The organism is Pseudomonas sp. efr-133-TYG-103a (assembly GCF_030209235.1).
Lineage (GTDB): Bacteria > Pseudomonadota > Gammaproteobacteria > Pseudomonadales > Pseudomonadaceae > Aquipseudomonas.
Map to the genome: position 1 here is coordinate 487,994 of NZ_JARVSK010000011.1, position 7,008 is coordinate 495,001.

The 7,008-nt window shown below is 62.2% G+C and carries 7 protein-coding genes; 4 read left to right on the forward strand and 3 right to left on the reverse strand.

Features of this window, described 5'->3' with window-relative positions:
* Positions 1–150 precede the first annotated feature (150 nt).
* Positions 151–1,056, forward strand: a complete 906-nt coding sequence (locus QRN36_RS10750; RefSeq protein WP_285424056.1) for a polyprenyl synthetase family protein — start codon at positions 151–153, stop codon at positions 1,054–1,056.
* Here QRN36_RS10750 and QRN36_RS10755 read toward each other — a convergent pair whose 3' ends face one another.
* Both QRN36_RS10755 and QRN36_RS10760 read right to left on the reverse strand, forming a co-directional pair.
* A complete protein-coding gene (locus QRN36_RS10755; RefSeq protein ID WP_285424057.1) occupies positions 1,057–1,524 on the reverse strand; it encodes a hypothetical protein in 468 nt (155 codons plus the stop codon).
* Between the two features lie 321 nt (positions 1,525–1,845).
* Complete coding sequence (locus QRN36_RS10760) at positions 1,846–2,754, reverse strand: LysR family transcriptional regulator (protein WP_285424058.1); 909 nt, start codon at positions 2,752–2,754, stop codon at positions 1,846–1,848.
* Between the two features lie 226 nt (positions 2,755–2,980).
* Here QRN36_RS10760 and QRN36_RS10765 point away from each other — a divergent pair, with 226 nt between their 5' ends.
* Complete coding sequence (locus QRN36_RS10765; RefSeq protein ID WP_285424059.1) at positions 2,981–3,622, forward strand: hydrolase; 642 nt, start codon at positions 2,981–2,983, stop codon at positions 3,620–3,622.
* A 138-nt stretch (positions 3,623–3,760) separates the two neighbouring features.
* On the opposite strand, the gene QRN36_RS10770 is transcribed toward QRN36_RS10765, so the two are convergent.
* On the reverse strand, positions 3,761–5,050 hold the full coding sequence (locus tag QRN36_RS10770) for a diguanylate cyclase domain-containing protein (RefSeq protein ID WP_285424080.1): 1,290 nt from the start codon (positions 5,048–5,050) through the stop codon (positions 3,761–3,763).
* 367 nt (positions 5,051–5,417) lie between these two features.
* Here QRN36_RS10770 and QRN36_RS10775 point away from each other — a divergent pair, with 367 nt between their 5' ends.
* Together QRN36_RS10775 and QRN36_RS10780 are read left to right on the forward strand one after the other, a co-directional pair.
* Positions 5,418–5,885, forward strand: coding sequence for an AraC family transcriptional regulator (locus tag QRN36_RS10775; protein ID WP_285424060.1), 468 nt, complete (start codon positions 5,418–5,420; stop codon positions 5,883–5,885).
* Positions 5,886–6,039: 154 nt separating this feature from the next.
* A complete protein-coding gene (locus QRN36_RS10780; protein WP_285424061.1) occupies positions 6,040–6,876 on the forward strand; it encodes an AraC family transcriptional regulator in 837 nt (278 codons plus the stop codon).
* The last annotated feature ends 132 nt before the right edge of the window (positions 6,877–7,008 follow it).

Here is a 7,008-nt window from a genome sequence, read left to right on the forward strand (position 1 = left end):
CCAATCGACGCATATTTTGTACAAGTTTTACCCAGACTCAGGCAGCTGGAACGTTGAGTCGTTCCGCGTTTTTCAGGCTGCAGGTCAAAGGATCCGGTAGCAGCGTTCAATCGCTACGTTCATTCGCAACAGGCTGAGGTGCACCTCCCGATGACCATCGACACAGACGCTTCCCTCGATCACGGCTTCACTGAGCGTCTCTCTCACGTACGTGCATCCATCGAGAAGCGACTCGATGAGTTGCTGCCGGAGAGTGGCAACGAACGCGATCTGGTCGCCCTGGCCATGCGTGAGTGTACGTTGGCGCCGGGCAAACGCATGCGCCCCATTCTGCTGATGCTCGCGGCCGAGGGCCTGGGGCATGACGGCACGTGCGGGCTGGACCTGGGCTGCGCGGTGGAGATGATCCACGCCGCCTCACTGGTGCTCGACGACATGCCGTGCATGGACAACGCTGCCCTCAGGCGCGGCCGGCCAACGGTGCATCTGAAGTTCGGTGAAGACGTTGCCATCCTCACCGCCGTGGCACTGTTGAGCCGCGCGTTCGGGGTCATCGCCTCGATCAGCGACCTGGCGCCGGCGACCCGGACCCAACTGGTCGAACTGGCCGCCAATGCCGTCGGCATGCAAGGGCTGGTGCGCGGACAGTTCCAGGACCTGCGCGACGGTCAGCACCCGCGCAGCCCTGAAGAAATTGCCGTGACCAACAACCTCAAGACCGGCGTTCTGTTCGGCGCCATCGTCGACATGGCCTGGCTGATCAGCGACGCAGGCGAAAGCGTCAGGCCGCAGTTGCAGGTGTTTGCCGTGGAACTGGGGCAGGCCTTTCAGATGTATGACGATCTGCGAGACAGCTGCCCCGACAGCGACAAGGACCAGGGTAAGGACGCGGGCAAAAGCACGTTCGTTTCCCTGTACGGCGAAGCCCGAGTCAAGGAGCAACTGCACCTGCACCTGGCCAACGCCGAGCTCAGCCTGCGGGAGATCTTCGGTGATTCAACGATGATCTCCGGCTACATGAAGACGATCTTCGAGCGCGCGGCGGTCTGTGCCTGATCAGGGCTGTGCCTGCTGTGCGACCGCCTGTTTGAGTGCCGCGCCGTCGGTGAAACGCTTTTCCTGCACAACGGCGCCGTCTTGCAAAGTCAGCCACTGAACCGAGTCTCTGTCGCCGTTGTACTGCCGGGCGACCCTGCCGTCGCGGTCCAGCAGGATTCGGTATTTGGCCGAGCGCATCGCCGGCACCGCGACCATCTTGACCAGCGAAGGCATCATCTCGATATCCGCCACGTAAACCACACCCCGCTCTTCGAGGTATCCCTGAGGGGCGTCGCCGACGGCGGCATTGACGAGCTTGGCCGCCGACATGCTTCGCGCCACGAGCAGCACGTGCGCCTGGCTGTCCAGCGTATAGGCCTTGTCGTTCTGATCGAGAAGGGTCCACTTCACCACCGGTTCAACGGCGCCATTGGCCATCGCTTGCGTGCCTAACAACATCCCTGCCAGAAAAATCAGTCGCTGCATGGTTTACGCCTTGATCAAGAGATTGAAGCCCGACGCGATGTGGCGCTCAGGACGGGCATGGAGAACGGAAAAAAACCGAACCAAGCGGCGGCCCGGACGGTCAAGCATTATGAATCCATTTGTCGTGAGTAAGTTTTATGCTGAAGTTTCTGGGCGGTACCGTTGGCATCATTTTTCTGATTGGCCTGATCGTCGTCATCGCAGTGTTCAAGCTGCTGTTCTGATATCGGGGATCAAACAATCCCGTGTGACTTGAACGGTCCGTCGCTCACCGACAGGCCGTTCGTTGCTTGTGCCTTCTACCCTTCGTCGACAGCCCCGTTAAACCTCGGGCCCGGCGGCCAGATCCGCGGCAAAGTGCGGCGACTCCCCGAAGTATTCGATCAACAGTTCCGTCAGGACGCGAATCTTCTGTGCCGGATGCTGGCCCGGTGGGCGCACGACGTACGCACCCGCAGGCGGCGGCGGATAGTCCGGCATGATCGGCACCAGGGCGCCAGATGCGATACCGTCGTATGTCAGGCAATCGGGCAGGTAGGCAACGCCCAGCCCCGCCACTGCTGCGGCAACCAGCGCCACGCCACTGTCGGCCTTGAACCGCCCTTGCGGGCGAACCGAAATCACCTTGTTGCCGTCCATGAATTGCCAGGCTTCGGTGCCCTTCATCAGCGCTTCATGGGCGATGAGTTCGTCCGGCGACTGCGGCGCACCGTGAGTCTGGACGTAGCGCGGACTGGCGACCAGCCGGGTGTTGATCGGTCCGATGCAGCGCGCCATCAGGTTGGAATCCTGCAAGTAGCCCACCCGGATCGCGCAGTCGTAGCCCTCGGCGATGAGGTCGACGAAGCGGTCGCTGTAGCAGGTCTGGACATGCAACTCGGGATGACGCCGGGCCATTTCCGCCAGCAATGGCGCGAAATGGGTGGGTCCGAAAGAAAGCGGCGCGGCAACACGCAGGCGGCCACGCAAGGCACCGGCCGGCAGGATCGCTTCTCTGGCGACGTCCATTTCGGCGCAGACCCGCGCCGCGTAATCACGAAACGTCGCGCCGGCTTCCGTCAGCGCGGTCTTGCGGGTAGAGCGGGCAAGCAGCTGCACGCCCAGCTCGGTTTCCAGCCTGGCCAGCCTGCGACTGACGATCGACTTGGCGACACCCAGCCGAAGCGCGGCAGGCGAAACGCCTCCCGCATCGGCGACCTCTACAAACGTGCGGAGCTCTTCGATATCCAAATCAATGTTCCCCTTTTGGCAACACAGCTTGCCTCGGAATGCTACTACCGGAGCATGTGGAGCAACAGCACAATGTTGTTCCTCAAGCGAGGTCGCCCGGTAACGCCAGACCCGCAAGGTCCTGGTCGCCATTGGCCGCAGCGCTGACGAGCGACCTTCGCCCAGGGAAGAGCCCCATCCAATTGCCGCGCAAGCGCGCATCACAACCACAAAAAAGGACCTCGTAATGGCGAGCGAAACTCTCCGCAATCCCCTCACCGATCAGCTGTTGTCGCCCGACAATTCGGCGTTGATCATCATCGATTACCAGCCGATCCAGGTCTCATCGATCCGCTCGATGCCGCGTCAGGAGCTGGTCTTCAATATCACCAGCGTCGCCAAGGCCGCGCTTAACTACAACCTCCCCATCATCCACTCCACGGTCAATGTCCAGACCGGCCGCAACAAGCCGCCGATCCAGGAGCTGCAAGACGTGCTGGGGCATTTGCCGACGTACGATCGCACCTCGATCAACAGCTGGGAAGACACCGAATTCAAGCAGGCGGTCAAGGCGCTCGGTCGGCGCAAGCTGATCATCACAGCGCTGTGGACCGAAGCGTGCCTGACCTTCCCTGCCCTGGATGCGATTCAGGAAGGCTACGAAGTCTATGTGCCTGTGGACGCGGTGGGCGGTACGTCGGTCGCCGCGCACGAGGCGGCGCTGCGGCGCATGGAGCAAGCGGGTGTGAAGCTCATCAGCCGCGTGCAGATGTATTGCGAGCTGCAGCGCGACTGGGCGCGTGAAGCCACTGTTCCGGGCTTCATGGGCGTGTTCGACAGTTTCGACGGCTTCAATCCTGAAAAGGCCAACAAGACCGCCGAAGGGTAAGCGCACTGCCCGGGCGCAAGAATGGCGAGCACGCATGACGTGATCGCCCAGGGGGACGGCTCGCCCGTCCCCCTGCCTGGCGCTGGATGCGCCGTCCAACTCCCTCGCGCCGGTAGAGCGCCGTTCAGATGAAGCCGGTCAAGGGTCCGGGGCAAAGCGGTACTGACCTTTGCCGCCGCGCTTGGCCTGGTACATCGCCGCATCCGCTGCGCGCATCAGGTCTTCGACGGTTCCGCCGTTGGCAGGCAGACAGGCGATCCCGATGCTCGCGCCCAACCGAAACCGCTCCTGATCGGCCGAAACCTGCGCGATCAGTTTCTCCGCCACCGCCGCCGCATCGTCAGGGCAGTTGACGCCTTCGATGATGACCGTGAATTCGTCGCCGCCGATCCGCGCCAGCCGGTCATAAGGCCGCAGGCACACCTGCAACTGGCTGCTGACCCAGCGCAATGCCTCGTCGCCGCGGTCATGGCCGAACTGATCGTTGATCTGTTTGAAACCGTCCAGGTCCAGATACAGCAGCGCGCTCAGACGGCCAGAGCGCTGATTGCGCGAAATGGCGCCCTGCAGCGCCTGAACGAAGCCCCGGCGATTGAGCAGGCCGGTCAGCGCATCGGTGATGGTCATGACTTCAAGCTTGTGGTGCAGTTCGCGCACGGAGGTCATGTCCAGCGCCAGAATCGTCATCGCGGCCTGCCCCTCGGGCAGAGGCGACGCCGACAGGGCCACCGGAATGCTCTGCCCGTCGCGGTTGCGCAAGTTGGCGTCATGCAGGCGCAGCCCTTCGCCGCGCTTGAAATGGTCCAGCCAGACCGAGCTCTGCCAGTCGTCGTCGTGAGGGGTTTCGATCCAGTCGAGCAACGCGCGTCCCTTCAGCTCATCATCCGAGCATCCGAGCAGACGCGTGATGGCCGGATTGGCAAAGCGGATCACACCTGCGTCGTCGACCACCAGAATGCCTTCGGCGGTGTTGTTCAGAATCGACGCGTTGAACGCCCGTTCGCGCTCCAGTTGCTGGCTGGTCTGGAAAAGATCTCGCCGATAGTGATCGTGTTCGAGCAGCACACGCGCCTTGTGCAGCAGCAGATTGGGGTGCACCGGCTTGGTCATGAAGTCGACGGCACCTGCCGCGTAACCCTGGTTGAGCACTTCCTCGGTCTGGCGCATGCCCGAGATGAAAATGATCGGTGTGAAGCGCGTGGCCGGATCGGCACGCATTCTGCGCGCGACTTCGAAGCCATCCATGCCGGGCATCTGCACGTCCATCAGCACCAGCCCGATATTGCCCGCCGTCAGGCAGGCCAGCGCCTCGGCGCCTGAGTCGGCACAACGGACCGTGCGGCCCAGATCTTCGAGTAATTCCTGCATTTCTGCGAGGTTTTCCTCCTGGTCGTCGACCACCAGGATTTCCAGCGCCTGGGCTTGCATCTGCACACTCACCTCCCTGTTGGTAAAACCATCGCCCTCACGCCTGACGCGATACGTCGCGCGAGCAGACACGCGGAGCATAGCCGCGGCCGAGGACTCACGGCTGCCTTTTCCGTCACCGACCCTGCTGCCTGTGACCGTTGCGCCACCGCGATGCTCAACCGAACGCTACAGACGGCCGCCCGCCTCGTCCAGATTTATTGCCCGAACATTGGGCAGGCGCGCGCCCACGGTAACTATTTTTCACATCCGCAGGACGAAATCCGTGCGTCATGGCCCAATCGGACGCCTGAGCGGCCCGATCGTGCGACCTGCCTGTACAGGATCTGGCCAGAATGACCTCAGCTCCCGTATTCAGAGGTCAACCATGAACCAAGCGCATCGTGCAGACATCGTCACGGCTGTTTTCGGACGAGACGCCGCCGGGCTGAGCACAGATCAGCTCACCACCGTCGCCCGCGCCTGCCTGCGGCTGTTCGAGCTGAAGCGCGAGCCGGCAACGCTCAGTTCGTGGCAGGAACGAACGGCCAAGAAGCTGATGCTGGGCAACCTCGACCGAAGGATCCAGATCGCGACCATTGCCAAGGAATGTGCGCTGTCGCGCAGCCATTTTTCCCGCGCCTTCAAGAATACGACCGGACAGGCACCCCGCGACTGGCTGAAACGGGCCAGACTGTCCCGCGCTCGAGACCTGCTGGTACAGACCGATGTCGCGATCTCGCAGGTGGGCTTTGAGTGCGGGTTTTCCGATCAGCCGCACTTCACCCGGATGTTCTCGCAGCAGTTCGGGATGACGCCGGGTAAAGCACGCGCGTTGAGTAAGCAGCCGGCCTAAGGGAGCTGAATTCGGCCAGGCAGATCTTCGCTGATGCGCGGTCAGCGGCACTGACCGTTGGATGGAGCATTCCCGGTACTCGCGCAACGCAGGTATGATAATGAGGTACGTTATCACTACCATGCCGCGGCGCTGATACTCAGGGAATTGCTCGATGGCCTATATGTCGCCCAAGTTCAACGGTCCATCGGCGGACGTCTTCCACCTGGAAACCAGCGACACCACCGGCTACGCCGTCGACTGGCATGCCCATGACTGCCACATGATGCTGTTGCCGCGTCAGGGCGGGCTTTTGCTGTCAACGGAAAGCAGCCGGACCACCCATGTCGCACGACACTCGATCTCCTTCGTTCCCGCTGATTTCGCGCACGCGACTCAGGCCGCGCCCGGCCGCGAGCAGCATATGACGCTGTATGTCGACCCGGATTACGTCAAGCACCAGGGTCATGCTATGGGTTTTCAGAACTTCGCCAATCAGGTCGACCGGACGGGCATCTGGCAGACGAGCGAAACCCTCGACAGCATCCTGCGTTTGCACGATCAGCTGCAACAGCAGGCGGCACCGGAAGCCTTCCAGCGTCAGTTGCCTCATCTCAATGCGCTGCTCTTCGAGGAGTGCGCACGGGTGATTGCCTGCCAGCCAGCCCGGCAGCCGGTCAGTGAATCCCGCCAGCAGGCGCTGCTGGTCCGCGATATCCAGCGTTACGTACGGGAGAATCTGGACGCGGATCTGAACATCGAATCGATCGGTCATCAGTTTCACTTGTCGCGACGGCACCTGACCCGGATCTTCAAGGCGGAAACCAACGAAACGCTGCTGGATTTCACCAACCGTACCCGCGTCGACACCGCCGCCGCGCTGCTTTGCGGCACGTCATTGACGACCCTGGAAGTCAGCCTCGCCGTCGGCCTGGACTCCCCTTCCTACCTCGCCCGCCTGTTCAAACGCCACCTCGGCGTAACCCCAAGCGAACTGCGCAAACCCCGCTGAGCGATGCCCGGAAATCCCTGTGGGAGTGAGCTTGCTCACGATACGCCGGTACATGCGGCCCTCTTTGGCGTAACACCGACCTCTTCCCGGCTGAAGCCGGTCCTACGAAAAACTTGCGGCGTGCGTAGGACC

Bases quoted from the DNA above. Each gene is read 5' to 3' on its own strand.
- QRN36_RS10770 (WP_285424080.1), bottom strand. From the start codon at position 5,050: ATGCAAGCCCAGGCGCTGGAAATCCTGGTGGTCGACGACCAGGAGGAA.
- QRN36_RS10765 (WP_285424059.1), top strand. From the start codon at position 2,981: ATGGCGAGCGAAACTCTCCGCAATCCCCTCACCGATCAGCTGTTGTCG.
- QRN36_RS10780 (WP_285424061.1), top strand. From the start codon at position 6,040: ATGGCCTATATGTCGCCCAAGTTCAACGGTCCATCGGCGGACGTCTTC.
- QRN36_RS10750 (WP_285424056.1), top strand. From the start codon at position 151: ATGACCATCGACACAGACGCTTCCCTCGATCACGGCTTCACTGAGCGT.
- QRN36_RS10755 (WP_285424057.1), bottom strand. From the start codon at position 1,524: ATGCAGCGACTGATTTTTCTGGCAGGGATGTTGTTAGGCACGCAAGCG.
- QRN36_RS10775 (WP_285424060.1), top strand. From the start codon at position 5,418: ATGAACCAAGCGCATCGTGCAGACATCGTCACGGCTGTTTTCGGACGA.